Origin of the sequence: Methylobacillus flagellatus KT, assembly GCF_000013705.1 — a bacterium.
GTDB classification, from domain to species: domain Bacteria; phylum Pseudomonadota; class Gammaproteobacteria; order Burkholderiales; family Methylophilaceae; genus Methylobacillus; species Methylobacillus flagellatus.
This window is the reverse complement of sequence record NC_007947.1, coordinates 1,813,323-1,839,605: the sequence shown is the minus strand read 5'-3', so window position 1 is coordinate 1,839,605 and position 26,283 is coordinate 1,813,323. Positions and strand designations below refer to the sequence as shown.

General features: G+C 55.6%; 23 protein-coding genes and 1 pseudogene. 20 read left to right on the top strand and 4 right to left on the bottom strand.

Going from position 1 to position 26,283, the window contains the following annotated elements:
- The first annotated feature begins 77 nt into the window (after positions 1–77).
- The gene (locus MFLA_RS08800; protein WP_011479939.1) at positions 78–1,940 is read left to right on the top strand and encodes a methanol/ethanol family PQQ-dependent dehydrogenase; all 1,863 of its coding nucleotides are present in this window, start codon (positions 78–80) and stop codon (positions 1,938–1,940) included.
- 325 nt (positions 1,941–2,265) lie between these two features.
- Here MFLA_RS08800 and MFLA_RS08790 read toward each other — a convergent pair whose 3' ends face one another.
- Positions 2,266–2,484, bottom strand: coding sequence for a hypothetical protein (locus MFLA_RS08790; RefSeq protein ID WP_011479938.1), 219 nt, complete (start codon positions 2,482–2,484; stop codon positions 2,266–2,268).
- 120 nt (positions 2,485–2,604) lie between these two features.
- On the opposite strand from MFLA_RS08790, the gene MFLA_RS08785 reads away from it, so the two are divergent.
- Complete coding sequence (locus MFLA_RS08785) at positions 2,605–4,326, top strand: PAS domain S-box protein (protein WP_011479937.1); 1,722 nt, start codon at positions 2,605–2,607, stop codon at positions 4,324–4,326.
- Complete coding sequence (locus tag MFLA_RS08780) at positions 4,323–4,964, top strand: response regulator (RefSeq protein ID WP_011479936.1); 642 nt, start codon at positions 4,323–4,325, stop codon at positions 4,962–4,964. The genes MFLA_RS08785 and MFLA_RS08780 overlap by 4 nt, the downstream gene beginning before the upstream one ends.
- 4 nt (positions 4,965–4,968) lie before the next feature.
- Here MFLA_RS08780 and MFLA_RS08775 read toward each other — a convergent pair whose 3' ends face one another.
- From MFLA_RS08775 to MFLA_RS08765, 3 genes are all read right to left on the bottom strand, one after another.
- Complete coding sequence (locus MFLA_RS08775; protein WP_011479935.1) at positions 4,969–5,682, bottom strand: hypothetical protein; 714 nt, start codon at positions 5,680–5,682, stop codon at positions 4,969–4,971.
- Between the two features lie 31 nt (positions 5,683–5,713).
- Complete coding sequence (locus tag MFLA_RS08770) at positions 5,714–6,577, bottom strand: DMT family transporter (RefSeq protein WP_267864354.1); 864 nt, start codon at positions 6,575–6,577, stop codon at positions 5,714–5,716.
- A gap of 66 nt (positions 6,578–6,643) precedes the next feature.
- Positions 6,644–7,768: an aromatic ring-hydroxylating oxygenase subunit alpha gene (locus MFLA_RS08765; RefSeq protein ID WP_011479933.1), complete on the bottom strand. Its 1,125-nt coding sequence runs from the start codon at positions 7,766–7,768 to the stop codon at positions 6,644–6,646.
- Between the two features lie 442 nt (positions 7,769–8,210).
- Here MFLA_RS08765 and MFLA_RS08755 point away from each other — a divergent pair, with 442 nt between their 5' ends.
- From MFLA_RS08755 to folC, 17 genes and pseudogenes are all read left to right on the top strand, one after another.
- Positions 8,211–9,389, top strand: a complete 1,179-nt coding sequence (locus tag MFLA_RS08755) for an acetylornithine transaminase (RefSeq protein ID WP_011479932.1) — start codon at positions 8,211–8,213, stop codon at positions 9,387–9,389.
- A gap of 20 nt (positions 9,390–9,409) precedes the next feature.
- Complete coding sequence (gene argF, locus MFLA_RS08750; RefSeq protein ID WP_011479931.1) at positions 9,410–10,330, top strand: ornithine carbamoyltransferase; 921 nt, start codon at positions 9,410–9,412, stop codon at positions 10,328–10,330.
- Between the two features lie 41 nt (positions 10,331–10,371).
- A complete protein-coding gene (locus MFLA_RS08745; RefSeq protein ID WP_011479930.1) occupies positions 10,372–11,592 on the top strand; it encodes an argininosuccinate synthase in 1,221 nt (406 codons plus the stop codon).
- Positions 11,593–11,616: 24 nt separating this feature from the next.
- The gene (locus tag MFLA_RS08740; RefSeq protein ID WP_011479929.1) at positions 11,617–11,928 is read left to right on the top strand and encodes a pyrimidine/purine nucleoside phosphorylase; all 312 of its coding nucleotides are present in this window, start codon (positions 11,617–11,619) and stop codon (positions 11,926–11,928) included.
- Positions 11,929–12,007: 79 nt separating this feature from the next.
- On the top strand, positions 12,008–12,502 hold the full coding sequence (locus MFLA_RS08735) for a YajQ family cyclic di-GMP-binding protein (RefSeq protein ID WP_011479928.1): 495 nt from the start codon (positions 12,008–12,010) through the stop codon (positions 12,500–12,502).
- A gap of 71 nt (positions 12,503–12,573) precedes the next feature.
- The gene (gene leuC, locus MFLA_RS08730) at positions 12,574–13,980 is read left to right on the top strand and encodes a 3-isopropylmalate dehydratase large subunit (RefSeq protein WP_011479927.1); all 1,407 of its coding nucleotides are present in this window, start codon (positions 12,574–12,576) and stop codon (positions 13,978–13,980) included.
- 2 nt (positions 13,981–13,982) lie between these two features.
- Positions 13,983–14,117, top strand: coding sequence for an entericidin A/B family lipoprotein (locus tag MFLA_RS15090; RefSeq protein WP_407635283.1), 135 nt, complete (start codon positions 13,983–13,985; stop codon positions 14,115–14,117).
- Positions 14,118–14,138: 21 nt separating this feature from the next.
- Positions 14,139–14,783, top strand: coding sequence for a 3-isopropylmalate dehydratase small subunit (gene leuD, locus MFLA_RS08725; RefSeq protein ID WP_011479926.1), 645 nt, complete (start codon positions 14,139–14,141; stop codon positions 14,781–14,783).
- Between the two features lie 72 nt (positions 14,784–14,855).
- Positions 14,856–15,911, top strand: a complete 1,056-nt coding sequence (leuB, locus tag MFLA_RS08720) for a 3-isopropylmalate dehydrogenase (RefSeq protein WP_011479925.1) — start codon at positions 14,856–14,858, stop codon at positions 15,909–15,911.
- Between the two features lie 57 nt (positions 15,912–15,968).
- Complete coding sequence (gene asd / locus MFLA_RS08715; RefSeq protein WP_011479924.1) at positions 15,969–17,081, top strand: aspartate-semialdehyde dehydrogenase; 1,113 nt, start codon at positions 15,969–15,971, stop codon at positions 17,079–17,081.
- 151 nt (positions 17,082–17,232) lie between these two features.
- A complete protein-coding gene (locus MFLA_RS08710; protein ID WP_011479923.1) occupies positions 17,233–20,358 on the top strand; it encodes a FimV/HubP family polar landmark protein in 3,126 nt (1,041 codons plus the stop codon).
- A 123-nt stretch (positions 20,359–20,481) separates the two neighbouring features.
- Entirely contained in the window at positions 20,482–21,267 is a 786-nt protein-coding gene (gene truA / locus MFLA_RS08705; RefSeq protein WP_011479922.1) for a tRNA pseudouridine(38-40) synthase TruA, read from the top strand.
- A 79-nt stretch (positions 21,268–21,346) separates the two neighbouring features.
- Positions 21,347–21,968 (top strand): annotated as a pseudogene (locus MFLA_RS08700) (phosphoribosylanthranilate isomerase).
- Positions 21,955–23,157, top strand: coding sequence for a tryptophan synthase subunit beta (gene trpB, locus MFLA_RS08695; protein WP_011479920.1), 1,203 nt, complete (start codon positions 21,955–21,957; stop codon positions 23,155–23,157). Before MFLA_RS08700 ends, trpB begins: the two are co-directional and overlap by 14 nt.
- 13 nt (positions 23,158–23,170) lie before the next feature.
- Complete coding sequence (gene trpA / locus MFLA_RS08690) at positions 23,171–23,977, top strand: tryptophan synthase subunit alpha (protein WP_011479919.1); 807 nt, start codon at positions 23,171–23,173, stop codon at positions 23,975–23,977.
- Between the two features lie 101 nt (positions 23,978–24,078).
- Positions 24,079–24,948: an acetyl-CoA carboxylase, carboxyltransferase subunit beta gene (gene accD / locus MFLA_RS08685; RefSeq protein ID WP_011479918.1), complete on the top strand. Its 870-nt coding sequence runs from the start codon at positions 24,079–24,081 to the stop codon at positions 24,946–24,948.
- A 15-nt stretch (positions 24,949–24,963) separates the two neighbouring features.
- A complete protein-coding gene (gene folC / locus MFLA_RS08680; RefSeq protein ID WP_011479917.1) occupies positions 24,964–26,262 on the top strand; it encodes a bifunctional tetrahydrofolate synthase/dihydrofolate synthase in 1,299 nt (432 codons plus the stop codon).
- Positions 26,263–26,283: the final 21 nt, after the last annotated feature.

Genomic DNA, 26,283 nt, shown 5'->3' with positions numbered 1-26,283 from the left:
GCTAAAATAAACTGGTCATCTTTGTCATTTTTTGTTCGCCCTGTCATCTCAGGGGGCTGCGAAACGTTGGGTTTCGAATGCGTATTTCTCCTTTTCTTATCGTCGTTTCCTTGAATCTTGTTTCCGCCGTTTCGTCAGCAGCAGATCCTCTGCTGCCATTGCTTCAGGATGACAAGCAGTGGGTCAGCCCACGCAAGGATTATTACAATCAAGGCTATAGTCGCCTGAGCCAGATCAATCACCGCAATGTTGCGAACCTCAAGCTTGCTTGGAGCTTTTCGACTGGTGTCCAGCGTGGGCATGAAGGGGCGCCTCTGGTGGTGGGGAATGTGATGTATGTGCATACAGCGTTTCCTAATAATGTCTATGCACTGGACCTGGATCATGACCAGAAAATACTCTGGGCTTACTTCCCCAAGCAAACCAGCGATATTGAAGCCATTCTGTGCTGTGACAGCGTGAGCCGCGGCCTGGCATATGGCGATGGCAAGATACTGCTGCAGCAGAACAACGGCATATTGCTGGCACTGGACGCCCGCGATGGACGCAAGGTGTGGGAGGTTCAGGTGAACGACCCCAGAATGGGGGCTACCAATACCAATGCGCCTTATGTGTTCAGGGATAAAGTACTGACGGGGTGCAGCGGTGGCGAATTTGGTGTGCGGTGCTTTCTTGCCGCCTATGCACTGCAGGATGGGCGGTTGCAATGGAAGGCCTATAGCACTGGGCCGGATAGTGAAGTGTTGATAGGTCCGGGATTTAATGCAGAGAACCCGCATTACAGTGCACTCTCCACTTATGAGGATGTGAACGGTGGCAATAGGGAAGGGGGGTCTTTCCGTGCCCTGCCCAAGGAAAGGCTGAAGTTTCCAGAGACCGAGCTGGGGGTGAAAACCTGGCTCAAGCCGCAGGCGGCTGCCAACGGCTGGCAACATGGTGGAGGCCCGGTCTGGGGATGGTTTTCTTATGATCCCAAGCTCAACCTGGTTTACTATGGAACGGGCAATCCCTCGGTCTGGAATCCAGATATCCGGCCTGGGGACAACAAATGGGCCATGACATTGTTCGCACGCGACCTCGATACCGGCATGGCGCGTTGGGGCTACCAGCTGACGCCTCATGACGAGTGGGATTACGACAGCGTCAATGAATTGATACTATGGGATCAGGGTAGCCGGAAGCTGGCCACGCATTTCGATCGCAATGGCTTTGCCTATACTCTGGATCGCCAGAATGGCAAGTTACTGGCGGCGGAGAAAATGCACCCTTTCGTCAACTGGGCGACCGGTATTGACCTGCAGACCGGGATTCCGCTCAAGGATGGCCGCTATGCTACGCATGAGGACCAGGAAACGTCGGCGATCTGCCCCTCTGCCATAGGCGTCAAGAATATACAGCCTGCGGCGTATTCCCCGCAAAACGGCTGGTTTTATGTGCCGATGAACCACTTGTGCATGACGTATGAAGCGGTGGAGGCCAAGTATGTGGCTGGACAGCCATGGGCCGGCGCCAGCCTGTCCATGTACCCGGGGCCTGATGGCGACATGGGGGCTTTCATGGCCTGGGATGCCCTTAAGCACAAGCCTGTCTGGTATACGCGTGAGAAGTACCCTGTCTGGAGCGGGGCATTGGCGACGGCTGGGCAACTGGCATTCTACGGCACACTGGACCGATGGTTCAAGGCGCTGGATGCTCGGAATGGCAAGGAGTTATGGCGCTTCCAAGTGGGTTCGGGCATTGTGGGCAACCCCATGACTTATCAGCACGCAGGCAAGCAGTATGTGGCGGTTTTCTCAGGCATCGGAGGATGGGCAGGTGTTGCGCTCAACCAGGGACTGACAGGGGACAGCGACGGGGCTGGCACGGCTGGCGCTTTTCGCGGGTTGAGCCAGGAGAATGCGGCTCCAGGGAGTGGTGCGCTCAACGTATTCGCGTTGTAAACCCACCTAGCCATGCCGTCCAAGCCGTGGGTGGCGCATATTCCTGCCGGATGTGGGTGCAGAGATCGATTTTCTGTTGGTCGGTGAGGGGCGCGTCACGTTTCTTCGAGGGTTGGGGACGCATCCCTGCCCAGTTGAGGGGTGATTTCCATGTCTTCAGCCGGCTATTCTCCAGAAGCAGGATATCGGCAAAAATGAGGGCAGCTGCCATACTCTGAGGAGTTGTCGCCAATGTTTTGATTGCGTGACCGGGATAGGACCTGTGTTGACATCGCCCAGGGTCGACCTGCTGTATCTCTTCCGCCGGGCAAGGCGGTATGATGGCTCAGTCTTGGTCAGGCCGGTTGAACAGGGAAAATACGATCCCCAGGGCAATGCCGACCACCGCGCCTAATATCAGGTTGTCCTGCGTCAGGCCGACAGTCGTCCCCAGGATGGTAGCGACGCTGAGATTGAATATATCTTTGTATTTGTTCGGCATGGCAGGATTATAGGGGGAATGTGCAATGCCGTCATGTTCCGGTTGCAGGTGCGGCATGAACATGAATAGGCCGCATATTGCATGCCTGCGATGTGACGTTGGAATGCATATGGCACTCCACTGTGTTCTATACTCATGACATTCTGATGAATGTGGCAGAGGTGACAGGCCGATGGATAATGTATGAGTTTACGCGTTAGGTTCAATCTCCTGATCACCACGTTGTTGCTCATGCTGATGGTAGCAGTGGGTTACGTGGTCATCAAAGGTATGCGTATTTCCACCGAGGAGAGTGTGGAGGCCGCCACGCGGGTGACGGTGCAATTACTCGACACGGTGATCATCAATTCTCGCCAGAACCCGGAGTGGGGGTATACGCATGATGTGATGCATACGTTCCTGCAATCTCTGGGACATGTACGCAGCAGCGAAATTTTTCTTTATAACGCACAGGGCGAGCTGATATACCAGTCGCCGCCATCTACCTACCGTGCCAATGAAACGCCGCCACGCTGGTTTGTGCGCATGGTGGAGCCTGAGCCTGAAGTGGTTTCACGTCGTATCCGCTTCGGCATGCTGGTGGTGGCCTCTGATGCGGCAGGTGCGATCCGGGAATCTTGGGCCTCCTTCCAGCATCTGCTGTGGATAGAGGCGGGGTTTTTTGTTGTGCTCAATGCCCTGATTTATTGGATGCTGGGGCGTTGGCTCAGGCCTGCAGACGATATTCTCAGGGCGATTTCCGAGGTGGAGCGGGGCAATCTGGATGTCCGGCTACCCAAGTTCAATGTGCCTGAGTTCTCACGTATTGCACAGAACTTCAACTTGATGGGTGAGTCGCTGAGGGAGCGAACCGAAGAAAACCGTCGCCTGGCGCTGATCGTGCAACAGAGCGCCGATGCCATCATGATCCATGACCCTGATGGCAATATTTCGTTCTGGAATCCAGCCGCCCAGCGGCTCTTTGGATATGCTCCCGAGGATATCATCGGCAAGTCGGCAGCGCTGTTGATGCCGCCAGGGCATGAGGGTGAGCAGGAGCGCAGCAGCGCGGCAAGCATGTCGGCGAATGGCTTGGTGGAGCATTACGACACGCAGCGGGTGGCACGTGACGGCAAACTGCTCGATGTGTCGCTTTCCATCGCACCGTTGATGGATCCTAAGAGTGGAGAACTGATCGGCGAGATTTGCAGCATGCGTGATATTACCGAGCGTAAGCTGGCAGAGGAGACGGCGCGCAAGCTGGAGGAAAATCGCCAGCTGACGCACCTGATCCAGCGCCATATCGAGGATGAGCGGCGTAGCCTGGCGCGTGAGCTGCATGATGAGCTCGGACAGTATGTCACTGCCATCAAGACCTTTGCCGTGGCGATTGCGAACAAGGCCAAGCAGGAAATGCCCAGCATAGAAAGCAGTGCGCAGACCATTGTCTCTGCGGCCAACCATATTTACGATGGCATGCACAATATTATCCGCCACCTGCGCCCCGGCTCACTGGACAATCTCGGGTTGTCAGAGGCTTTGCGCGACGCTGTCGCCGGTTGGCAGGCGCAAAACTCCAATGTCACATTCAACCTGGAATTGCAGGGCAAACTGGACTTGCTCGGAGAAAGTCTGAACATCAACCTTTACCGGATTGTGCAGGAGTCCGTGACGAATGCTTTGCGCCATGCGCAGGCAGACCGCATTGATATCCGCCTGTCACGCGACGAAAATGGTAATCTCACGCTTTTGATCAAGGATAATGGCATTGGCATGAATATGTGCAACGTCGACCAGAACCGCCATTTCGGACTCTTAGGAATGCGCGAGCGTGTCCAGGCCCTGTATGGCAATTTTGCCATTGATTCCCAGCCGGGCCAGGGTACCGCCATCACGGTGACGATTCCGGAAAGGCCAATGCCATGAGTGCAAATATCAAAGTGATGCTGGTGGATGACCATGCCGTGGTGCGCATGGGATTCAAGCTGCTGCTCGAATCTGACCAGGCCATTCAGGTCATTGCCGAAGCAGAAAGCGGAGAGCAGGCGATTAAGCTTTATCAGGAGCATCGGCCCGACGTGGTGGTGATGGATATCACCATGCCAGGCATAGGCGGGCTGGAGGCGATAGACCGCATCCGGGCCAAGGATGAGCATGCGCGCATCCTGGTATTGTCCGCGCATGAGGATTCCGTGCATCCCAAGCGTGTGCTCAATGCGGGGGCGATGGGTTACCTGACCAAGCGTAGCGCGGCGGAGGAGCTGATCAAGGCGATTCATACCGTAGCAGGCGGCAAGATGTACCTTGAGGCCAACGTGGCTCAACAAATGGCAATCCAGCAGATTTCCGGGCAGCAGAATCCAGTGGATGTCTTGTCCGACCGCGAGTTTGAAGTATTCATGGCCTTGGCAAAAGGCAAGACCACCAATGAGATTGCCGATATTCTAAGCTTGTCGCCGCGGACTGTGGGTACGCATCTCTACAATATCAAGCAGAAGCTCAATGCCAGCAATTCAGCCGAGATCGCCTTGATTGCAATGCGGTCAGGCCTGATCGATCCCTGAGGGTTCAGGGCTGGCTGATGGCAGCATGGCTTGATGCCTGCTGGAAGCCGCGGGGCGGCTGTATGAGGTAGCGTGCAACGTTGAGATCATCTTGCCCGGATATTTCCACCAGCAATTCCTGGCCGCTGCGAATGCGGCCAAGTTCGGGAGGGATCAAGAAGGTGACCGGCGACTGCGGCGAGGCAATGGACGCGCCCACTGCCATCTGCCATTGGGCTGAATGTTGTAAATGCGATATATCGTTCCCACGCAGCCTGGCTTGCTCCAGGATGGCGGCCTTTTCTTCCCCCAACAGCATGCTCCATACTTCGACCACCACCAACTCGCTTGTCGTCATCGTATCGCCATTGCCGGTGGGGATGTCTGACGCATGTGCAGGCAAGGGTTCAGAGGTGGGCTTGATCTCGGTAAACCCCGCATTGAGGAATGCGCTCCAATATGCATCAAGTTGCGGTGGCGGTGGTGAGGTGACGGCGCTGGTGCCAGTATGGCCAGGAATGGTTGCCATCGTGCTGGAATCGTGCCTAGGCGTGGTGGCGGAGGGATCTCTGAGCAAGTATGCTTCATAGGCATTTGACGTGGCCTTGTCTGCAACGCGCATCAGGACCGAAGAAGCGATCTGCTGCACAATGGGCCCTCCCATGCATCCTGCCAGCATGAGGGTGGGCAGCGTCACGCTGGCAATGCGCGCAAGATAGTGAAGATACCTAATGATCATGTTATCTTCAACGGATGCTTCAGGCCAAAGTTTAGTGTTTGTTGGGCCTGGGGGTGGCGCATACGCTGATGATGCCGCTGAGCACGATCAAGCCGACCGCGAGCCAGCGGTCAAGAGACAAGGTTTCCTGCCAGACCAGTATGCCAAACAGGCTGGCCAGGACCACCGTGGAGTAGGCCAGGCTCCCCACCACCAATGGGCTGCCGGTACGATAAGCGCGTGTCAGGGCGAGCTGGGCGACGGTAGCTGATGCGCCGAGCCCCAACAATAGGGGCATGTCGGACCAGTCCGGGGGTGTGAAGTGGTAGCACAGCATCCACAAGCCGCTGCCTATGGTGCAAACCAAGGTGAAGTAGAACACAGTGCGCCAGTCCGGTTCACCGGCACGGCCAAGCTGAGTGACGTGGACGTAGACGATGCCTGCCATTGCGCCCGAGAGCAGGCCGATCACGCCCGCGATCAACTCATCCATGTGCAGGCTGGGCTTGAGCAACAAGGTGACACCGATGAAGCCGAGTACGACGGCGAGCAGCAGGATCTTGCGCGGCTTTTCATGCAACATGAATGGCATGGCCATTGCCAGGAATAGCGGAGATGTGTAGTTAAGTGTGATGGCCGTGGCAAGTGGCAGCTCGCTGATGGCAAAGAAAAAGCAGAGCAGCGAGGCGAAGCCGAGAATTCCCCGCTTCATATGCGGGTTGATGAGCCGGGTCCTGAGCGAAAGCCGGCGGTAGTGCGTGACAGCTACGATGAGCAGCAGGCCGAACAGTGAACGGTAGAAGACTAGCTCCGCGCTGGCGAATTTTTGCGCTCCCAGCTTGACCAGCACGCCCATGATGGCAAAAAAGAAGGCGGCAACCAGCATCCATAGGCTGCCGAGTTTAGGTAGGTTCAAAGTGCGATCTTTCCAAGCTGGCTTCAGGCTCAATCCCTAGGCAGGGCATAGCCTGCCCGGAAATGCTTATTTCAGGTACGGATCCAGTTGCTTGTGCAACCAGGCATGGAAGTGTTGCATGCCGGTTTCCATCGGATGCTGGTATGGCCCGCGTTCATCCACCCCCTGGGCGGCCAAGGCATGTCGGCCATCGTGCATGCGCTGGCAGATTTCCATGTCCTCCACGGCAGTTTCGGTATAGGCTGCCTGCTGTGCAGCGATGAATTCCTCCTCGAACAGCGCAATGTCCTCGGGATAATAGAATTCGACCACATTGGTGCAGGCATTCGGACCACGCGGGATGATGTTGGACACGACTAATGTGTTCGGGTACCACTCGATCATGAGGAATGGGTAATACACCATCCAGATCGCGCCAAACTTGGGCAATTGCTGCTTGTTGTAACGCAGTACTTCATTGTGCCACTTGTCGTAAATCGATGAGCCGGATTTCTGTAGAGCCTTGTGCACGCCTACTGTTTGCACGCTATACCAATCGCCGAATTCCCAGTTGAGGTCATCGCAATTGACGAAATGGCCAAGACCGGGATGGAAAGGGCCGACGTGGTAGTCTTCTAGGTAGACTTCGATGAAGGTCTTCCAGTTGAAGTTGTACTCATCCACCATCACCCGGTTGAGCATGTAGCCGGTAAAGTCGAAATCCTGCTTGCAGCCCAGGTTCTGCAGGTCCTGCGCAATATCGCGCTTGCTTTCGAACAGCAGGCCCTGCCAATTCTGCAGCGAAGATTTGTTGAGATGCAGGCAGGGGTTTTCCTTGAAATGGGGCGCTCCGAGCAGTTGGCCGCGGGTATCGTAAGTCCAGCGGTGCAAGGGGCAAATGATATTCTTGGTTTTGCCACTACCCTTGAGCATGAGCGCCTGTCGGTGACGGCAGACATTGCTGATGAGTTCAATGCCGTTTTCATTACGCACAAGCGCCTTGGCATTGTTCATCCATGACAGGGCATGATAGCTGCCGACCTCGGGGACCATGAGCTCATGGCCAATATATTGAGGCGAGCTTGCAAAGAGATGCTGCTGCTCTAGGGCATAAATGGCAGGGTCCGTGTACCACGAAACTGGCAACTGGGTGCTGAATCGAGCATCCTGGCCCTGGCCGGGCATCTTGGTAACTGTAGCTAGCGACACCATATCATGCAAGGGTTTAGAGTTATGATCTTAAAGTTCGGGCGAACATTGGATTCTGCCCTAAACTCAAGTTTTTTGAAACCCATTTGTCATCACTTGCATGAGGTTGAAGATAAGATTGCGCTGCCGAATTCCTTGCCTAAACCCGGGATTTGCGCTACTCTCGAGCAATTAAAGGCTAAGATTTCAATTTGGCTTGAAAGCTTGACCAAGTCCGGCAAGATAGGAAATCCGCCCGGGTTTCCATTTTAAGAATTCAACGGTGACCTCATGAAAACTGTAGTGCGCAAGGTAGCAACGGGTATTGCTCTGCTAGCAGCCATTCGACTGCTGAGAAAACGCGCGTTCTACCGCTGAGGGTGCCGCAGGGTGCTTCAAACGGCGGCTGGTGCCGCCGTTTTTGTTTTTGCTTACGCTCGTTCCAACGTAGAGGCTAGATACTGCAATGTCTGAACACTTGATGAATACCTATGCCCGCCAGCCCGTCACCTTCACCAGGGGCGAGGGTGTGTGGCTCTGGGATACTGAAGGCAAGCGCTACCTAGATGCGCTTGCCGGGATTGCGGTCAATGGCTTGGGTCACGCCCATCCTCGGCTAGTGTCCGCCATCAGCGAACAGGCCGGCCGCTTGATCCATGTCTCCAACGTTTACGGCATCGACGAGCAGGCCCGGTTGGCCGAGAGGTTGTGCGAGGTTTCCGGCATGGACAAGGTCTTTGTCTGTAATTCCGGTTGCGAGGCCAATGAGGCGGCCATCAAGCTTGCACGCCTTTACGGCCATGGCAAGGGCGTAGAAAGCCCTGAAATCATTGTCATGGAACGCGCTTTCCACGGCCGCACCCTGGCAACCCTTTCTGCAACGGGGAATCGCAAGGCCCAGGCAGGTTTCGAGCCATTGGTGAGCGGCTTTATCCGTGTGCCATTCGATGACCTCGATGCCGTACGTCAGGTGGCGAGGCATAACAAAAATGTTGTCGCCATCCTGCTTGAACCCATACAGGGTGAAGGTGGTATCAATTTACCGCGTGATTCGGCAGCCTATTTGACGGGATTGCGTGAAATCTGCGATGCCAATGGTTGGTTGTTGATGCTGGATGAGGTCCAGAGTGGTATGGCCCGTACCGGTACCTGGTTTGCATTCCAGCACACTGATGTGAAGCCGGATGTCATGACCTTGGCCAAGGGGCTGGGGTCTGGTGTGCCCATCGGTGCATGCCTGGCCCATGGACCCGCTGCAGAAATATTTACCTACGGCAAACATGGCTCTACGTTTGGCGGCAATCCGCTGGCCTGCAGCGCGGCGCTGGCGACGCTGGACATCATTGAGTCGGAGGGCTTGCTTGCCCATGCCGAAAAGCTGGGCAATGACATCCGCGAAGCCTTCACCGTGAGCCTGCAGGGCGTGGCTGGTGTCACTGTGATTCGCAACGCTGGCCTGATGATAGGCATAGAGCTGGATCGCCCTTGTGCTGAACTGGTCGGTCAGGCACTGGAGGCTGGTTTGCTCATCAATGTGACCGCAGAAAAAGTGATCCGCCTGTTGCCTCCGCTTATCATGAGTGAGCAGGAGGCACAGCAAGTGGTGGACATTCTGACACCTTTAATCAAGAAGCTCCTGGCTTGATCCCGGGAATGGAAAACGTTATGGCACTCAAACATTTCTTGCAGTTCAACGACCTGAATGCGGACGAGTTGGCGCATATTTTCGAGCGTACACGCTGGATCAAGGAGCAGTTCAAAGCCTATCAGCAGTATTGGCCGCTGACTGACCGTACCCTGGTGATGATTTTCGAGAAAGCGAGCACACGTACGCGCCTCTCCTTTGAGGCCGGGATGCAGCAGTTAGGCGGCTCCGCTATTTACCTCAATACCCGTGATTCCCAACTTGGACGTGGCGAGCCGGTGGAAGATGCGGCGCAGGTTATCTCTCGCATGAGCGACATTGTCATGATCCGCACCTTCGAGCAGGAAATCATTGAGCGCTTTGCCGCCAATTCTCGCGTGCCGGTGATCAATGGTCTGACCAATGAATACCATCCATGTCAGATACTTGCCGACATCTTCACCTATATCGAGCATCGTGGCTCGATCAAGGGCAAGACTGTGGCCTGGATCGGCGATTCGAACAATGTCTGCAACACTTGGCTGCAAGCGGCAGAGGTGCTGGATTTCAATGTCCATGTGTCCACGCCGCCGGGGTATGAAGTCGAGCCAGAACGCGCCAACCTCTATGGCACCGACCATTACGAGGAATTCACCGACCCGATGGAGGCCGCACGCGGTGCCGACCTCGTCACTACCGATGTCTGGACGTCGATGGGGTTCGAGGCCGAGAACGAAGAGCGCCGCCGTGACTTCCACGACTGGCAGGTGGATGCCGATATGATGCGTGTTGCAGGCAAGGACGCCTTGTTCATGCATTGCCTGCCTGCGCACCGCGGTGAGGAAGTCACGGCCGATGTGATTGATGGCGCGCAATCGGTCGTATGGGATGAGGCCGAGAACAGGCTGCATGTGCAGAAGGCGCTGATGGAATACCTCCTGCTGGGCAAGGTACAGGTGTAGACCTGGGTTGAACTGGATTTAATTGAGAAAGAAATAGCGAAATGAGTGATGTGAACAAAGTCGTGCTGGCCTATTCCGGCGGCCTGGATACCTCTGTGATCCTGAAGTGGCTGCAGGATACCTACCAGTGTGAAGTGGTGACCTTTACAGCAGATATCGGCCAAGGTGAGGAGCTCGAACCTGCGCGCGAAAAAGCCAGGCAATTTGGCGTCAAGGAAATCTATATTGATGACCTACGCGAAGAATTTGTGCGCGACTTCGTATTCCCGATGTTCCGCGCCAATACCGTCTATGAAGGCGAATACCTGCTCGGCACTTCGATTGCGCGACCACTGATCGCCAAGCGCCTGATCGAGATCGCCCAGGAAACCAATGCCGATGCGGTCTCGCATGGGGCTACTGGCAAGGGCAATGACCAGGTGCGCTTCGAGCTGGGAGCCTATGCGCTCAACCCCAACATCAAGATCATTGCGCCTTGGCGCGAATGGGACTTGCTCAGCCGTGAAAAGCTCCTGGCTTATGCCGAGAAGCATGGCATCCCGGTCGAAATGAAGCATCGTCAAGGCGGTAGCCCTTACAGTATGGATGCCAACCTTCTGCATATCTCCTACGAAGGTCGTCACTTAGAGAACCCGGCGGCGGAAGCCGAGGAGGATATGTGGCGTTGGACGGTATCGCCAGAGCGCGCGCCAGATGAAGCCGAGTACCTTGAGATTGAATATCGCAACGGTGACCCCATCTCATTGAATGGGAAGACACTGAAACCACATGAACTGCTTGCGGAACTGAACCGCCTGGGCGGCAAGCATGGCATTGGTCGTCTCGACCTGGTGGAAAACCGCTATGTAGGCATGAAGTCGCGCGGCTGTTACGAGACCCCGGGCGGCACCATCCTGCTCAAGGCGCACCGCGCGATCGAGTCCATCACCCTGGATCGCGAAGTGGCCCACCTGAAGGACGACCTGATGCCGCGCTATGCAAGCATGATCTACAACGGTTACTGGTGGAGCCCTGAACGCCTGGCCTTGCAGGCATTGATCGACCATACGCAGCAGACCGTCAATGGCTGGGTCAAGCTCAAGCTGTACAAGGGCAATGTGATCGTGACGGGCCGTGATTCAGGGACAGATTCGCTGTTTGACCCGAATATCGCGACCTTCGAGGACGATGCCGGTGCCTATGATCACCGCGATGCGGGTGGGTTCATCAAGCTGAATGCCTTGCGCCTGCGTATTGCAGCTAATCTGCGCAACAAAAAATAATCATTACATTTTAGGAGAAGCGTTGTGGCCCAGTTCGACAATGTGAGTGTCAAGAAAAAAGCCAATGTGTACTTTGATGGCAAGTGTGTCAGCCACACAGTGCTGTTCCCGAACGGTACCCGTGCCACCGTAGGTGTGATTTTCCCTGGTGCGTTGACTTTCAATACGGGTTCTCCAGAGTTGATGGAAATCAACAGCGGCGCCTGCAAGGTGCGCCTGAGTGGCGAAAGTGACTGGAAGGCATATGGTGCGGGCGAGAAATTTACGGTACCGGGCAACTCCAGTTTCGATATCGAAGTGACGGAAACGTTAGATTACGTCTGTCATTTCGAATAATCGTGGTGGGAATTTTAATCGCTGCCTTACGCCGGGCATGACCGGCATGCAGTGTTGAATGTGGATAGGATGGATAACGATGCCTTCATTTGATATTTCTTCTGAAGTCGATATGGTCGCATTGAAGAATGCAGTGGATGTGGCTGGCCGCCAGATTGCCAACCGCTATGATTTCAAGGGCACCAGCGCGAGCATTGAGTTGAATGAAAAGGATGGCTTGATCACCCTGCATGGCGATTCGGATTTTCAGCTTGACCAGATCAAGGCCATCCTCCTGCCTGCGATGGAAAAGAAGGAGGCGGACAGCGCCAAGCGCCTGGATCACCAGGACGTGCAGAAGATTTCTGGCAACAAGGTCAAACAGGTGCTCAAGATCAAGGCCGGCATTGATGCCGAACTGGCGAAGAAAATTGTTAGGCTGCTCAAGGATAGCGGACTCAAGGTGCAGGCCAGCATTCAGGGGGATGAAGTGCGTGTGACCGGCGCCAAGCGCGATGTGTTGCAGGAAGTGATTGCCTTTGTCAGGAAATCCATCACGGATTTCCCATTGCAGTTCGGCAACTTCCGCGATTAAGCGACCGGATTCAACCATCAACAGCCTGGTCACGTTAAACGGATCGTATCAGCAGGATTTAGAAAGATCGTATGTCAGCCAAAACACTTTACGACAAATTGTTTGATTCCCACGTGGTGCGCGAGGAAAACGGCGCCGCTTTGATTTATATCGACCGTCATCTGGTGCATGAGGTGACCAGCCCTCAGGCCTTCGAAGGCCTGAAAATGGCGGGACGCAAGCTATGGCGCGTCAATTCCGTGCTGGCAGTGCCGGATCATAATGTGCCCACCACCGACCGCAGTCATGGCATTGCCGATCCAATCTCGCGCTTGCAGGTGGAAACCTTGGATCAGAACTGTCGCGATTTTGGCGTGACTGAATTCAGGATGGGCGATGTGCGCCAAGGTATTGTTCATGTGATGGGCCCTGAACAGGGTGCGACCTTGCCGGGCATGACGGTAGTCTGTGGCGACTCCCATACCAGCACTCACGGTGCGTTTGGTGCGCTGGCGCACGGCATCGGCACCTCAGAAGTCGAACACGTGATGGCGACGCAATGCCTGGTCCAGAAGAAATCCAAGGCCATGCAGATACGTGTAGAAGGGCAGCTGGGTCCCGGCGTTACTGCCAAGGATGTCGCTTTGGCGATTATTGGCAAGATCGGCACGGCGGGTGGCACCGGCTATGCCATTGAGTTTGCAGGCTCGGCGATTCGCAGCTTGAGCATGGAAGGACGCATGACATTGTGCAATATGGCGATCGAGGCGGGTGCCCGTGCCGGCATGGTGGCCGTCGATGACGTCACGATCAATTATGTCAAGGGCCGGCCATATGCTCCCAAGCCTGAGCAATGGGACGCAGCGGTTGCTTACTGGCGCACCTTGCACAGTGACGAAGGCGCGAAGTTTGACGCCGTGGTGGAGATCAAGGCCGAAGATATCGAGCCGCAGGTCACTTGGGGCACTTCTCCTGAAATGGTGACCGCTATCAATAGCATCGTGCCCGACCCCAGCAAGGAAAGTGATCCTACCAAGCGCAGTGGCATGGAGCGTGCCTTGCAGTACATGGGCTTGCAACCCAATACGCCGATCTCCGACATCCCGATCGACAAGGTATTCATCGGTTCCTGTACGAATTCCCGCATTGAGGATTTGCGTGCCGCCGCTGCCGTCGCCAAGGGAAAACATGTCGCGCCCAATGTCAAGTTGGCGATGGTGGTGCCTGGCTCCGGTCTGGTGAAGGCGCAGGCGGAACAGGAAGGTCTGGACAAGATTTTCAAGGAAGCTGGCTTCGAGTGGCGTGAGCCCGGCTGCTCCATGTGTCTGGCGATGAATGCCGACCGTCTGGAGCCGGGCGAGCGTTGTGCCTCCACTTCAAACCGCAACTTCGAAGGGCGGCAGGGCGCGGGTGGCCGCACGCATCTCGTCAGCCCAGGGATGGCGGCGGCGGCAGCAGTGGCAGGGCATTTTATCGATGTGCGTCAATTGCTGAATTGAGCATGGATATCAAGCGATGGTTCATGGCAGCCACTATATCGCTGCTGACTTTGTCTCTGGTGGGTTGTAATACTATCAACGGCATGGGTAAGGATATCGAGAAGGCTGGTCAAGCCATACAGAAATCAACCAATTAACGAATTGTTTATCGGATCAATATGCAGGCATTTACTCAATTAAATGGTTTGGTGGCTCCACTGGATCGCGCCAATGTCGATACCGACGCCATTATCCCCAAGCAGTTTCTGAAGTCGATCAAGCGCGCTGGTTTCGGCCCCAACGCCTTCGATGAATGGCGCTATCTGGACCAGGGAGAGCCAGGCAAGGATAACAGCAAGCGGCCGCTGAATCCTGATTTCCCGCTCAACTTCCCGCGCTACCAAGGCGCCAGCATCCTGCTGACCAGGGAGAATTTTGGCTGCGGCTCCAGTCGTGAGCATGCGCCCTGGGCGCTACTCGATTACGGTTTTCGTGCCATTATCGCGCCGAGTTTTGCCGATATCTTCTTCAACAACTGTTTCAAGAATGGCATCCTGCCGATTGTCCTTGATGCGGAAATAGTCGATAGCCTGTTCAAAGAAGTCGAGGCCAATGAAGGCTACCATCTGTTGGTAGACCTGCAGTCGCAGATTGTGCAGACCCCGGGAGGCAGGCATTATGCTTTCGAGATCGACCCGTTCCGCAAGCATTGCCTGCTGAATGGCCTTGATGACATTGGCCTGACCTTGCAGCATGTGGACGAGATCAAGGCGTTCGAGGCCAGGCACAAGGCCGCCCAGCCCTGGCTGTTCAATGAATCATAACCTGTGTGGTGGCATAGGCCGCCACACAGGTTGCCCTTGTTTAAATCAATTCAATCTCTGGGAACATCATTTATGAAGATCGCGGTATTGCCGGGCGATGGCATCGGCCCTGAAATTGTGGCGCAGGCCGTCAAGGTACTGAAGGCGCTTGATCTTGACCTCGAGTTGCAGGAAGCACCTATCGGTGGCGCAGGTTATGAAGCAGCAGGCGACCCGTTGCCCGACGCTACGCTCAAGCTGGCCAAGGAGGCCGATGCCGTGCTGCTCGGTGCGGTAGGAGACTGGAAATACGATACCCTGCCACGCGACAAGCGCCCTGAGCGCGGCCTGCTGCGCATCCGCAAGGAACTCAACCTGTTCGCCAATTTGCGTCCCGCCTTGTTGTATCCCGAATTAGCGTCGGCATCCACACTGAAGCCTGAAGTGGTGTCCGGCTTGGATATCATGATCGTACGTGAGCTGACCGGCGACATCTATTTTGGGCAGCCTCGCGGCATTTCCACGCTGGATAACGGAGAACGCGAAGGGGTCAATACGATGCGTTACAACGAATCCGAAATCCGCCGCATCGCCCATGTGGCATTCGGCATCGCGCAGAAACGCAACAAGAAGGTCTGTTCTGTAGACAAGGCCAATGTGTTGGAAACTACCGAGCTCTGGCGCCAGGTGATGATCGAGGTGGCAAAGGAGTACCCCGATGTCGAACTCAGCCATATGTATGTTGATAATGCCGCCATGCAGCTGATCCGTGCGCCCAAGCAGTTTGATGTGATGGTCACAGGCAACATTTTCGGCGACATCCTCTCGGATGAGGCCTCGATGCTGACTGGTTCCATTGGCATGTTGCCTTCCGCGTCTCTGGATCAGGGCAATAAAGGCATGTACGAGCCCAGCCACGGTTCTGCGCCGGACATTGCTGGCCAGGATGTTGCCAACCCTCTAGCCACTATCCTCTCTGCGGCCATGATGTTGCGCTATACCTTCAATGATGAAGCCAACGCCAGCCGCGTGGAAAATGCAGTCAAGAAAGCCTTGGAGCAGGGGTACCGCACAGCAGATATCTGGACTGAAGGGACGAGCAAGGTCAAGTGCAGTGAAATGGGGGATGCGGTTGTAGCAGCGCTATAATCCGTAACATTAGGCACAACGATAGGCCTGTAAAGGCCACTGAATCAGGAAGAGATAATGTTCAAAGTAGGGTTTGTCGGCTGGCGGGGCATGGTGGGTTCCGTACTCATGCAGCGCATGGTCACGGAGGGCGACTTCAGGGATATTGAGCCCCTATTCTTTACCACATCACAGACTGGCGCTGCCGGGCCTGCGATTGGCCGTGACACGCCTCCGCTCAAGGATGCGAAGTCGCTTGACGAACTCAAGGCCATGGACATTATCGTCTCTTGTCAGGGAGGCGACTATACCAGCGATATCTTCCCCAGACTGCGTTCAGCAGGCTGGCAAGGACATTGGATCGATGCTGCTTCTACCCTGCGTATGGAAAAGGATGCGGTGGTCATCCTCGATCCCGTCAACCAGGACGTCATCAAGCATGCACTGTCGATGGGCGGTCGCAACTGGATCGGTGGCAACTGTACCGTCTCCCTGATGCTGATGGCCTTGAGCGGCTTATTCAAGGCGGATCTGGTTGAATGGGTGACCGCCATGACCTATCAGGCCGCCTCTGGCGCTGGTGCGCAGAATATGCGCGAACTCATCAAGCAGATGGGTGTGGTGCATGCCGGAGTCGCATCCGAGTTGGAGGACCCATCCTCCGCCATTCTGGATATAGACCGCAAGGTGGCAGAGACTCTGCGTAGTAGTGAGCTGCCGGTGGACCATTTCGGCGTTCCGCTTGCCGGCAGCCTGATCCCTTGGATAGATAAAGACCTCGGCAATGGCCAGAGCAAGGAAGAATGGAAGGGCATGGCCGAAACCAACAAGATACTGGGACTTGAGGCCAACCCGATTGTGATCGATGGACTCTGTGTACGGATTGGCGCGATGCGTTGTCATTCCCAGGCACTGACAATCAAGCTGAAGCAAGATGTGCCGCTAGATGAGATTGCCAACATGCTCGCAGAGGCCCATCCATGGGCCGAGGTGGTGCCCAATGAGCGCGATGCGACCATCAAGCGCTTGAGCCCAGCCGCCGTGACCGGCACCTTGCAGACGCCGGTTGGACGGCTGCGCAAGATGGGTATGGGCGGCGACTACCTTTCAGCATTTACCGTGGGCGACCAGCTACTATGGGGCGCTGCGGAGCCTTTGCGCCGCATGCTGCGTATTCTGGTAGAGGCATGATGGCACGCTGGCATACCTGATTCAGGTAGCGCTTCGTCTCCCAAAGATACCTAGGCCAGAAGTGGTGATGTAAAGTTATGTATTAGCTTGAAACCGTAACTAATTGATGTTAGCTTAATAATGCTATTTAAAAGTTGATAAGGGTGGAATAGTGCATAAGTCCAAACTAAAGGGGGTCGCACTTGCGGTTTTGTTGGCCTTTGCGCCAATGGCGAGCGAGGCCGCAGGCTTGGGACGCTTGACTGTGACATCTGGACTTGGTGAGCCGCTTTCTGCCGAAATTGAGCTGTTATCCACGACGCCGGACGAGCTGGCGACATTGACTGCAGGTATTGCGCCAGAGGAAGCCTACAATGTCCAAGGTGTCGAACGTACTGCAATCCACAATGCCATCAAGGTCGATGTCAGCAAGCGTGCGGACGGGACGCCAGTGCTCAAGCTTACGACATCTCAGGCGATCAGCGACCCTTTCCTGGATATGTTGATTCAGGTCGATTGGGCAACAGGGCGCTTGCTGCGCGAATATACCGTATTACTTGACCCTCCGGGCTACAACAATCAAGCGCAAGTGTATAACGGTGTACAGCTTCCTCCGGATGCGGCTCCCACCACACTACCGGCCCCTGCTGCGGCACCACAACAGAATCCTCCGCCTGCCAATACAGCCCCCCAGTCTATTCCAGCTCCAATTCAGACCCAGGCAGCAGCTGTCCCAGAAGTTCCAGAACAGGCGACCCAACTTCAAGACGCTTCGCCACAGACCTATACCACTTCGACCGGTGATACCTTGAGCGCAATCGCACGTGAGCATCAGGTGCCGGGTGTAAGCCTGGACCAGATGCTGGTCGGGCTGTATCGCGCCAACGAGGAAGCCTTTATCGGCAAGAACATGAACCGTCTCAAGGTGGGGCAGATCATGCGGGTACCTAGCCCCGCTGAGCTGCAACAGATTGCCCCTGCTGAGGCAAGACGGGAAGTCAGGGTGCATACGTCGGACTGGAATGCTTATCGTAACCGCTTGGCAGACTTGGCGGCCGAATCGACGCTGTCGGTAGATGGTGGCCCACAACAGTCGGCATCCGGGCGCATTTCGACGCCTGCAACGGATCAGGCTGCGCCTCCAGCGGATGCTTCACGGGATGTCGTCAGGCTTTCCAGCGATAATGCCAGCCAGGCGCAATTGCATGCAATGCAGGAAGAGCTCACAGCCAAGGACAAGAGCCTGAAGGAGGCGGCCGAGCGCGTTGCAATGCTCGAGAAGCAAATTGCTGATATGCAGAAGCTGCTGGCTATCAAAAACCAGGCTCTGGCCAACTTGCAGAATGCCGATGTGTCCTCAGCCAATCCAGAAGAATCAACCCTGCTACCAGAAGGTGATGCCGAACCGCAGGTGCAGGCTGAGTCAGATGCTGCACCAACAGCAGCGCAAGCATCTGAAACAGATGAGCCCGCAACGGATACCGCATCAACGGGCGATGTTGCTGAACCAGTGAAACCAGCGTCTCAGCCAGCACCGGTTGAACCAGTAGTGGAGGAGCCCAGCTTGTTTGAAGAGCTGGTTGGAGAAGATCCGTTGCCGCTTGCCCTGGCTGCTGGGGGTATTGTCCTGTTGCTGGGTGGATGGCTGTATATGCGAAACAAGCGCAAGCGCGAGCTGGATAGCTTCGAAAAAGGTATCCAGACTGCAGGAGGGCTCAAGCCTAATACGGTGTTTGGCAATACCGCCGGCGCTACCATCAATACAGGAGATACCTCTTTCCTCAATGACTTCTCCCAGAATACCGGGGGCATGATTGACACACATGACGTTGACCCCATTGCTGAGGCAGAAGTGTATATGGCATATGGGCGCGATGCCCAGGCAGAAGAAATCCTCAAAGATGCCATTGTCAAGGAGCCGCAACGTCATGAACTCCATCTCAAGTTGCTCGAGATTTATGTCGCACGCAACGATACCTCGGCATTCGAAACAGTTGCCGGTGAGATCTATACCACGTTGGGTGCATCTGATCCCATCTGGAATAAAGTGGCTGAAATGGGCCGCAAGCTGGAGCCGGATAATCCCCTGTATGCAGAAGGCAGCGTGGCCGATAAGCCTGCATCCTCGCCCGTGCAAGATGTAAAGGATGCAGAGCCTGGCAAGGAAACGACAGGGACGAGCCAGCAGGCGGCGTTCACCAGTGCTGCCCTTGCAGGTGCCACTATTGCTGTCACTGGCAGCCTGCCGGACGAGAAAGGCGCGCAAGACCCTGCTCCTGATGAAGCATCTTTCGCTGAAGCGAATCATGACCAGGAGCAAGCACACGATTTCCCCTCGCTTGATTTTGACCTGAGTGCCGAGGATAGGGAAAGCCTCCAGCAGCCAGATGTGGATGCTCCGGATTCATATGCAGGCAATAGCATGGATTTCACGCTCGATCTGCCGGAGCCGCCGGCCAAGAATAGTCTGCAGCTGGATATCGCGGAGCTTGATGCAGCAATTCCCGATTTCGACTTGCCGGAATTGCCTGGCAGCGAAAAGAACGAGGCTGCGGATGCCGTGCCTGCGTACGCTATTCCAGGGGGTGATGAGGCGGCCGAGCAGTCATCATCGGAATCCGCTCCATTCCACACTCCGGATGTTGACCTTGGTTTGCCCGAGATTGCATTGCCTGAAATCGAACTCCCCAATCCTGCTGCTGAGCAACCTGCAGTAGAAGAACCGGTTGCTCAGGGGGGCGATATGCCCGATATCGATTTCGATCTGCCGGAAATCAGTTTCGATGAGGAGCCACACCCGGAAGAGGCTGCACAAAGTGCCGGTCTGGAGTCTTTGCAGCCCGTTGATGATGCGCTGGAGGCTCCCGAAACTGCTTCCGCATCAGCGATCGAAAAAACACAACCTGATGCAGCACAGCCCCTCGATTTTGCCGACATAGATCTGGAGACTGATGATCTTGGCGACAATCGTGTAGACGCGACTACGGACCAGGATGCAGAGATCACCTTCCCTGATTTTGATATTGAGCTTGATGAAAGCGAGCCCGTCCCTGCTGCCGATATCGATCTTTCGGGAATCAGCCTAGATGTGGCAGGTGACACGGCGGAAGCGGAAAAACTGGTGTCTGGCGAAGGATCGGAAGAGCCAGCTGATGTGGACACCAAGCTGGACCTGGTGACGGCCTACATGGACATGGGGGATAACGAAGGCGCGCGTGAATTGCTCGAGGAAATCCTGAAGGAAGGGGGCCCACGGCAGCAGCAGAGGGCCAAATCCATTCTGGATAGCCTCTCCTGATACGGTCAAGCTTGTAGAAGCCGGGCATTGCCCGGCTTTTTTGTTGATTGCTGATCACAACGATCATTACCGGCAAGGGTAAAATGGCGTATGGATAGATATCTTGAAGCAAGGTAAGGGCGAATGAGGCTCGCATTAGGTATCGAATATGACGGTGCCGGATTTTGCGGCTGGCAAAGCCAGCCCAACCGGCTTGCAGTGCAAGATGCTCTGGAGTCAGCACTTTCGCAGCTGGCCGGCCACCAAGTGCGTGTTTCGGCTGCAGGACGTACGGATACCGGGGTGCACGCTTTGTCTCAGGTCGTGCACTTCGACACAGAGGCTGTGCGATCGCAAACGGCCTGGGTGCGTGGTGTGAACACAAAGCTGCCGAGAGGGGTGCGCGTCTTGTGGGCAAAAGAAGTGGATCCACGTTTCCATGCGCGGTTTGATGCCTATCAGCGCAGTTATCAATACTGGCTTATCAATCAGCCAGTAGCTCCTGCAGTCATGGCGGGCAAGGCCGGCTGGTTTCATCAGCCGCTTGACCTGCAGGCCATGCAGGAAGCCATGGCTTATTTGCTGGGGCAACATGACTTCAGTGCATTTCGCGCTGCGGAATGCCAGGCAAAGTCGCCAGTCAAAACCATGCATCATGCCTCGGTCAGCGCGTTTGGCAGCAGCATGATATTTGACTTTTGCGCCTCTGCCTTCCTGCACCATCAAGTGCGTAATATGGTGGGCGCACTGGTGTATATCGGCAAGGGAAAATATCCGCCAGTGTTTATCGCCGAGCTGTTGGAAAAGCGAGACCGCCGCTGTTCCCCGCCTACCTTTTCTCCCGACGGCCTTTACCTGACTGGTGTCGGTTATGACGGCTGCTGGGGGTTGCCTGGCACTGAACGCAAGTTGCAGATTGGCATTGCCTGAGAGCAGCCAGGATTTTTGTGACAGGGAACCGGCTTTCAGGTACCCTAGCGCCTTTCAATGGCAGGTGGTTTATTCTAGCTTGAGAACGCGAGTCAAAATTTGCGGAATCACCCGCGTCGAGGATGCACTGGCTGCTGCGAAGAACGGTTGTGACGCCATCGGAGGTATTCTATCGATCTAGCCCCAGGAATATCGAATTACAGCGTGCAAGGGAAATCGCAGCGGCACTGCCGCCTTTCATCAGTATTGTCGGCTTGTTTGTCGATGCGGCACCAAGTGAAGTGGAGGCGGTGCTTGCCGAGATCAGGCTCGATGTTTTGCAGTTTCATGGCGATGAATCCCCGGAAGCTTGTCGGCTTTACGGCATGTCCTATATGAAGGCTATTCGCGTCCGCAAGGATACAAATTTGCTACAATACGCTACTCAATACCATGATGCCCGTGCGCTATTGCTGGACGCCTATTTACCGGGCATGGCAGGCGGTACCGGGCAGGTGTTTGACTGGGACCTGGTCCCGCCTCAATTGCCCTTGCCCGTTGTGCTTGCGGGCGGACTGAATCCTGACAACGTGGCAGAGGCCATCCGTCAGGTAAGGCCTTACGCGGTAGACGTCAGTGGCGGAGTCGAACAAACCAAAGGAATCAAGGATGCGGGCAAAATTGCCGCATTCATGCGAGGAGTACAGAATGCAGCTTTATGATATGCCGGATAAGCGTGGCCATTTTGGTCCTTATGGCGGTATTTTTGTAGCCGAGACGTTGGTCGAGGCGTTGGAAGAGTTGCGTGTCATGTATGAACGCTATCGCCACGACCCTGACTTCCTTGCCGAGTTTGCTTATGACTTAAAGCATTTTGTCGGGCGTCCCAGCCCGGTATATTATGCCGAGCGCCTCACGCAGAAAGCAGGTGGTGCTAGGATTTATCTCAAGCGTGAAGATTTGAATCATACAGGCGCGCACAAGGTGAACAATACGATTGGTCAGGCATTGCTTGCCAAGCGCATGGGCAAGCCGCGCGTGATCGCCGAGACCGGCGCGGGCCAGCATGGCGTGGCGACTGCCACGATTGCTGCCCGTCTTGGTCTGGAGTGCGTGGTGTATATGGGCGCCGAGGATGTCAAGCGTCAGGCACCGAATGTATTCCGCATGAAGTTGCTGGGCGCCACAGTGGTGCCGGTGGAGAGCGGTTCCAAGACGCTCAAGGACGCGCTCAATGAAGCAATGCGGGACTGGGTCACCAATATATCGAATACTTTCTACATCATCGGTACGGTGGCTGGGCCGCACCCTTACCCGATGATGGTGCGCGATTTCCAGGCAGTGATTGGCACAGAAGCCAAGCAGCAGATGCAGGAGTTGATCGGCCGTCAGCCCGATGCAGTGATCGCCTGTGTCGGCGGTGGCTCCAATGCCATGGGTATTTTCTACCCTTATATCGACGTAGAAGGCGTGCGCCTGATCGGTGTCGAAGCAGCAGGGCATGGCATCGACACCGGCAGGCATGCCGCGCCTTTGACAGCCAACAGTCCTGCCGGCGTTCTGCACGGCAACCGCACTTACTTAATGCAGGACGAGAACGGGCAGATCATTGAAACACATTCCATTTCTGCCGGGCTGGACTATCCTGGCGTTGGCCCTGAGCATGCATGGCTCAAGGATATCAAGCGTGCCGAATACGTGGCGGTCACGGATGACGAGGCCATGGAAGCATTCCATACCCTGTGTCGTACCGAAGGCATCATTCCGGCGCTGGAGTCCAGCCATGCATTGGCGTATGCGATGAAGCTCGCCGAGACCATGTCGCCTGACCAAGCGTTGCTGGTCAACTTGTCCGGACGCGGCGACAAGGATATCAATACCGTCGCCAGCCTGGCTGGCATCACCCTGTAAGCTGGTTTTTCACATGTCTCGTATCCAAGCAACATTTGCGACGCTCAAGTCGCAAGGCAAGAAAGCCCTGATCCCGTATATCACGGCAGGTGATCCCCATCCCAAGCATACCGTAGCGTTGATGCATGCACTGGTGCAAGCCGGCTCAGACATTATCGAGCTGGGTGTGCCATTTTCCGATCCCATGGCGGACGGCCCGGTAATTCAGTGCGCCACCGAGCGTGCCCTGGCCCACAAGGTTGGCTTGATCAACGTGCTGGAGATGGTGCGTGAATTCCGCCGTGTCGATGACAGGACTCCTGTTGTGCTGATGGGATATGCCAACCCTATAGAAGCGATGGGGCAAGCAAAGTTTGCCGAGCGTGCCTGTGCAGCAGGTGTGGATGGTGTGCTGACAGTCGATTACCCACCAGAGGAATGCCAGGATTTTGTGCAGCTGCTGAAATCGCAGCAGCTGGATCCCATATTCCTGCTGTCGCCTACGTCGGACAGTAGCCGTGTCGATATGATCGTGCATCAGGCAGCAGGTTTTGTCTATTATGTTTCACTCAAAGGTGTCACCGGCTCTCAGAATATTGATATTGCCGAGGTCGGTACCAGGGTGAAGGCGATACGCAGCCGCACAGATCTACCTGTAGGCGTCGGTTTTGGCGTGAGGGATGCGGCCACGGCAAAGGCAGTGGCTGAGATAGCGGATGCCGTGGTGATCGGAAGTCGCATGATTCAGGAAATTGAAAACTCCAGCGAAGACGCATTGCTGAGTAATGTAGCGGCATTGACGCAGAGCATGCGTACGGCAATTGACGATGCCAAGACTTAAAACATGCGCATAAACTGGATATCTGACGAGCAAATACAAAAGCGTGCAGAGTGGGCCGCCGTGGCTACCTGTGCCATTTCTGAATTAAAGGATATAAACCCATGAGCTGGTTGCAAAAACTTCTGCCTCCCAAGATCAATCGGCCTGCAGGCAATAGCCGCAAGACCGTGCCGGAGGGATTGTGGAGCAAATGCCCCTCCTGTGAATCCGTGTTATACCGGACTGACTTGGAAAGCAATTCTGAGGTGTGTCCCAAGTGCTCTTATCACAACCGCATTTCTGCGCGCACCAGGCTGAATTTCCTTCTGGATGCGGAAGGTCGTTCGGAAATCGGCATGGAAGTGCAGCCAGTGGATCCCCTTAAGTTCAAGGACAGCAAACGTTACATTGACCGCCTGAAAACCACCCAGGCGGAGGTGGGGGAAACCGATGCACTGATCGTCATGCAAGGCAGTATCAAGGCGGTGGGCGTGGTCGCTGCGGCATTCGAATTCAAGTTCATGGGCGGGTCCATGGGCTCTGTCGTCGGAGAGCGTTTCGTGCGGGGAGTGCAGGCGGCGATAGACAACAATACCCCATTCATTTGTGTATCAGCCAGTGGTGGCGCGCGGATGCAGGAAGGGATGTTTTCCTTGATGCAAATGGCCAAGACCAGTGCCGCGCTGACCAGGCTGAGCAAGGCTGGCTTGCCCTATATATCGGTATTGACCGACCCGACCATGGGGGGGGTATCAGCCAGTTTTGCCATGCTTGGCGACGTCATCATTGCTGAGCCGCAGGCCTTGATTGGCTTCGCCGGTCCGCGCGTCATTGAACAGACTGTCCGCGAGACTCTGCCGGAAGGGTTTCAGCGCTCCGAGTTCCTGCTGGAGCATGGGGCAATCGACATGATTGTGGATCGACGTGAAATGCGCGACAAACTGGCAACCTTGATGACGAGCTTCATGCGCGTTCCGGCAGGCGCAGCATAAATCACGCTATCATCTGTGACCTCCTATCTTCCTGGCGCGCGTGACCTAGCAGGGTGGCTTGCCTACATCGAGGTGTTGCATCCAGCCTCGATCGAAATGAGCCTGGAACGTGTTGAGCTGGTCCGTCAGCGCCTGTGCCTGGATCCGCAATTCCCGATCTTGATCGTCGCCGGCACCAACGGCAAAGGATCCACCTGTGCCATGTTGGAAAGCATTTATCAGGCAGCAGGCTACAGGGTCGGCTGCTATACGTCTCCGCATTTCGTGCGTTATAACGAGCGTGTGCGCATCGGCGGAATCGAGGTTGAAGATGAGGTGCTGGTCAAGGCGTTTGAGGCAATAGAGCAGGCACGTCATGAAACTACCTTGACCTATTTCGAATTTGGCACTCTCGCTGCTGTCTGGAGCATGGTGGAGGCCAACGTCGATATGGCGATTCTAGAGGTCGGCCTGGGTGGGCGCCTGGATGCCGTCAATGTATTTTCTCCAGTATGCAGCATTGTGACCAGCGTGGATCTGGATCATATGGATTTTCTCGGGAATGACCGTGAATGCATCGGGCGGGAAAAGGCCGGAGTGTTCCGCCGCGGCATTCCGGCAATATGTGGCGATGACCAGCCGCCGTTGTCGCTCCAGGCCTACGCAACCGACATCGGCGCGGACCTGCGCTTGATCGGTAGGGAGTTCAGCTTTCAGCCGCAAGGGACTGATTGGCGCTACCGCTCTTCAACGCATGAGTACCTGTTGCCCTTGCCAGCCTTGGCGGGCGAATTTCAGCTCAATAACGCAGCTTGTGTCATCAATGCCGTTGATGCTCTGCTGGGGATACTGCCAGTGACGCTGGAGCACATTCAGCAAGGATTGCAGCGTGTTGCGCTCAATGGTCGTTTCCAACTGTGCCGCCATCAACCACAGGTGATCCTGGATGTGGCCCATAATCCGCATGCTGCCTGGGCGCTGGCATCCAACCTGGTACAGCATCCGGTTGTGGGACGCACATTGGCGGTGTTTTCCATGCTGGCCGACAAGGATATTAAGGGCGTGGTGCAGGCAACGGCGCCTCATGTCGACGCTTGGTATATCGCCAAGGTGGCTCATGGCCGTGGAGCGGAGGCCTCGCAACTTCGGGACTCCGTTGCCCAAGCATCCTCCCGCCAGGTATCCATGCATGCCGATGTCATTGCTGCCTATCGGCAAGCCTGTAATGATGCAGGTGAAAATGATAGAATCATTGTCTTTGGCTCGTTCTTCACTGTAGCCGACATCATGCGCGAGCTTGCCATATCCGGTTCTACAGGGGTGGCGGCGCACTGACTCAACAAGGATAGTAGGGAT

Excerpts from the sequence above, each read along its gene's own strand:
- leuB (WP_011479925.1), top strand. The coding sequence starts at position 14,856 with ATGAAGATCGCGGTATTGCCGGGCGATGGCATCGGCCCTGAAATTGTG.
- MFLA_RS15090 (WP_407635283.1), top strand. The coding sequence starts at position 13,983 with ATGGATATCAAGCGATGGTTCATGGCAGCCACTATATCGCTGCTGACT.
- leuC (WP_011479927.1), top strand. The coding sequence starts at position 12,574 with ATGTCAGCCAAAACACTTTACGACAAATTGTTTGATTCCCACGTGGTG.
- truA (WP_011479922.1), top strand. The coding sequence starts at position 20,482 with ATGAGGCTCGCATTAGGTATCGAATATGACGGTGCCGGATTTTGCGGC.
- MFLA_RS08765 (WP_011479933.1), bottom strand. The coding sequence starts at position 7,768 with ATGGTGTCGCTAGCTACAGTTACCAAGATGCCCGGCCAGGGCCAGGAT.
- MFLA_RS08780 (WP_011479936.1), top strand. The coding sequence starts at position 4,323 with ATGAGTGCAAATATCAAAGTGATGCTGGTGGATGACCATGCCGTGGTG.
- MFLA_RS08790 (WP_011479938.1), bottom strand. The coding sequence starts at position 2,484 with ATGTTCATGCCGCACCTGCAACCGGAACATGACGGCATTGCACATTCC.
- MFLA_RS08775 (WP_011479935.1), bottom strand. The coding sequence starts at position 5,682 with ATGATCATTAGGTATCTTCACTATCTTGCGCGCATTGCCAGCGTGACG.
- asd (WP_011479924.1), top strand. The coding sequence starts at position 15,969 with ATGTTCAAAGTAGGGTTTGTCGGCTGGCGGGGCATGGTGGGTTCCGTA.
- leuD (WP_011479926.1), top strand. The coding sequence starts at position 14,139 with ATGCAGGCATTTACTCAATTAAATGGTTTGGTGGCTCCACTGGATCGC.
- trpA (WP_011479919.1), top strand. The coding sequence starts at position 23,171 with ATGTCTCGTATCCAAGCAACATTTGCGACGCTCAAGTCGCAAGGCAAG.
- MFLA_RS08800 (WP_011479939.1), top strand. The coding sequence starts at position 78 with ATGCGTATTTCTCCTTTTCTTATCGTCGTTTCCTTGAATCTTGTTTCC.
- argF (WP_011479931.1), top strand. The coding sequence starts at position 9,410 with ATGGCACTCAAACATTTCTTGCAGTTCAACGACCTGAATGCGGACGAG.
- MFLA_RS08785 (WP_011479937.1), top strand. The coding sequence starts at position 2,605 with ATGAGTTTACGCGTTAGGTTCAATCTCCTGATCACCACGTTGTTGCTC.
- MFLA_RS08755 (WP_011479932.1), top strand. The coding sequence starts at position 8,211 with ATGTCTGAACACTTGATGAATACCTATGCCCGCCAGCCCGTCACCTTC.
- MFLA_RS08745 (WP_011479930.1), top strand. The coding sequence starts at position 10,372 with ATGAGTGATGTGAACAAAGTCGTGCTGGCCTATTCCGGCGGCCTGGAT.
- accD (WP_011479918.1), top strand. The coding sequence starts at position 24,079 with ATGAGCTGGTTGCAAAAACTTCTGCCTCCCAAGATCAATCGGCCTGCA.
- trpB (WP_011479920.1), top strand. The coding sequence starts at position 21,955 with ATGCAGCTTTATGATATGCCGGATAAGCGTGGCCATTTTGGTCCTTAT.
- MFLA_RS08735 (WP_011479928.1), top strand. The coding sequence starts at position 12,008 with ATGCCTTCATTTGATATTTCTTCTGAAGTCGATATGGTCGCATTGAAG.